Origin of the sequence: Propioniciclava soli (assembly GCF_014858005.1) — a bacterium.
GTDB lineage: Bacteria > Actinomycetota > Actinomycetes > Propionibacteriales > Propionibacteriaceae > Propioniciclava > Propioniciclava soli.
Window position 1 is genome coordinate 1 of sequence record NZ_JACYOT010000043.1, and the last position, 1,788, is coordinate 1,788.

Annotated in this window: 2 protein-coding genes; one reads left to right on the forward strand and one right to left on the reverse strand. The window is 66.2% G+C overall.

The window, feature by feature from the left end; translation table 11 throughout:
- Positions 1 to 104 precede the first annotated feature (104 nt).
- Positions 105 to 413, forward strand: coding sequence for an OsmC family protein (locus IFY26_RS17495; protein WP_232550289.1), 309 nt, complete (start codon positions 105 to 107; stop codon positions 411 to 413).
- Between the two features lie 107 nt (positions 414 to 520).
- Here the strand turns inward: IFY26_RS17495 and IFY26_RS17500 are convergent.
- Positions 521 to 1,680, reverse strand: a protein-coding gene (locus IFY26_RS17500; protein WP_232550290.1) for an IS3 family transposase whose coding sequence is annotated in 2 segments (ribosomal slippage) — positions 521 to 1,399 and positions 1,402 to 1,680 — 1,158 coding nt in all. Because the reading frame shifts where the segments join, the coding sequence is not laid out codon by codon here.
- Positions 1,681 to 1,788: the final 108 nt, after the last annotated feature.

Sequence of the window (1,788 nt, forward strand, 5' to 3'; positions counted from 1 at the left end):
GCTCGAGCCGTCAGTAGGAACCCAGAAGGGCGGGGTGCGAACGTCCGCTTCTGCCGCCGCGAGTTCGTTGCGGTCGCCGTGGGTGCGGAGGCACGGTAGACCCCATGGGTGAGTTCGAAGTTGCGTGCGCGGCAGGAAGCTTGCGTCCGGATCCCGCTGAAGGCGACACCGTGCACCTCGACCACCGTTGGACGGCGGGTGGGGTGGATCTGTCGATCACGTTCACGGGGGTGCATCTTCTCCATGCCTCCGTGGCGGCCTGCATTCTCAACGATGTGTACCGGGAGGCGACCCGACTGGGCGTTCCGGTGGAGGGAGTGAGGGTGTGTGCAGGCGGAGGCTTCTCCGAGTCCTGGTCGTCCACCGGTGTGAGTCCCGTGGAGTGGTGGGTTTTGGAGGAGGGCGTGTCCTGAGCTGATGGGAGGGCCATCGGCGAGATCTTCGGTGTGTACGGCCAAGCACGCATCGAAGGAGTTATCACCGATGGCGGGACTGCTGCACGTCTTGGTGACAGGTTGGGTTAGGCGGCCTGGAGGGCCGGTGTGGTCATGATGGTCTCGAACTCGATGGGGGTCAATCGGCCGAGGCGTTGCTGGCGTCGGCGGCGGTGGTAGGTGCGTTCGGTCCAGGTGACGATGGCGATCCGGAGGTCGTGGCGGGTGTGCCAGCGTTGCCGGTCGAGGACGTTGTTCTGGAGCAGGGCGAAGAAGGATTCCATGGCGGCGTTGTCGCCGGCGGAGGCGACTTGGCCCATCGACCCTTTCAGCTGGTGACGGCGGAGCGCGGCCAAGAACTTCCTGGAACGAAATTGGCTGCCTCGATCGCTGTGCACGGTGCAGCCGGCCACGCTCCCGCGACGTGCGACGGCCATGTTGAGCGCGTCGACGGCGATCTTGGACTTCATCCGGTCACTGATGGAGTAGCCGACGATCCGGTTGGACCACACGTCCTTGACCGCGCACTCGTACAACTTGCCCTCATCGGTCCAGTGCTCGGTGATGTCGGTCAGCCACAGCTGGTTCGGCCCGGTCGCGGTGAAGTCCCGCTTCACCAGGTCGTCGTGGGCCGGCGGGCCGGGCTTCTTGCCGTTGCGGCCACGTTTCTTGCCGAACGCGCTCCACCAGCCGTTGTCCGCACAGATCCGCCACACTGTTCGGTCACACCCGGTGTGGCCGGCAGCGCGCGCCTCATCGGCCAGGAGTCGGTAGCCGAACTCCGGATCATCGTGGTGGGCGTCGAACAGGGCGTTGGCCAGGTAGGCCTCGGCGAGTTCGGAGTCGCTGATGGGGTGGGCGAGCCAGCGGTAGTAGGGCTGGCGGGCGAGCTTCAAGACCCGGCACGTGACCGTGACGGGGATCCCGCCGGCGGCCAGCTCTTTGACGAGCGGGTACATCATTTTCCCGGCAGGTTGGCCTGCGACAGGTACGCCGCCGCTCGACGCAGGACCTCGTTCTCCTGCTCTAGCAGCCGGATCCGGCGCTTCGCGTCGCGGAGTTCCTTGGCGTCGGCCTCGGTGGTCCCGGACCGGTGGCCGTCCTCGACATCGGCCCGGTGCAGCCAGTTCCGCAGACAAGACTCGCTGATCCCGAAGTCCTTCGCGATCTGGGCGATCGGCGCCTCGCCCTTGCGGGCCACGGCCACGACGTCGTCGCGGAACTCTCTTGGGTGGGGTTTCGGCATGGCAAACATCCTTCCAGCAGGACCCCGCAGGGCCCCACAGATCGGTTGTCACCTACTCGTGCAGCAGTCCCGGCCCACATCCAGTCTGCCGTGTCCGACCTGTTTGAG